This is a genomic window from Methylobacterium nigriterrae (genome assembly GCF_037106235.1).
Lineage (GTDB): Bacteria > Pseudomonadota > Alphaproteobacteria > Rhizobiales > Beijerinckiaceae > Methylobacterium > Methylobacterium nigriterrae.
Window position 1 is genome coordinate 1 of record NZ_JBAWTG010000518.1, and the last position, 506, is coordinate 506.

The 506-nt window shown below is 68.2% G+C and carries 1 protein-coding gene; it reads left to right on the forward strand.

Annotated elements, in window-relative coordinates:
- A partial coding sequence (locus WDW90_RS38025) for a penicillin-binding transpeptidase domain-containing protein (RefSeq protein WP_336492860.1) occupies nucleotides 1–506 on the forward strand: 506 nt, incomplete at both ends.

A 506-nucleotide genomic window follows, 5' to 3' on the forward strand; every position in this document is an offset into this window, starting at 1 on the left:
CGTCCCGGGGTGCTGCCGGAGTTCAAGATCCAGGCGCAGCCGTTCACCGAGTGGGTGGTCCAGACCTGGGCGCCCCTGTTCGTGAAAGAGGGCGAGACGGTCCGGTTCTTCGTGACGCTCGAGCCTCGGTTCCAGCGCTTGGCCGAGAAGCATCTGACTGAGCTGGTCAGCGAGGGAGCTGTTCCGTCGGCCTACGAGGCTGGAGCCGTGATGATGACCGCCGATGGCCGTGTGCGCGCGATGATCGGCAGCGTGGACTGGTCACGACGGCAGTTCAACGCCGCCGTCAAGACGAGCGTGCAGCCGGGCTCGACGGCGAAGCTGCCGCTCCTGGTCGCGGCCTGCGAGGCGGGCCGAGGGCCGCAGAGCCGGGTGGTCGATCTGCCCATCACGGCGACGTGGCCCTCGAATGGCCAGCTCGGCTACAGGGGCGAGACGACGCTCATGGAAGCGTTTGCGGCATCGCGCAATGCCGCTGCCGTTCGGCTCACCCAGGAGCTTGGGGT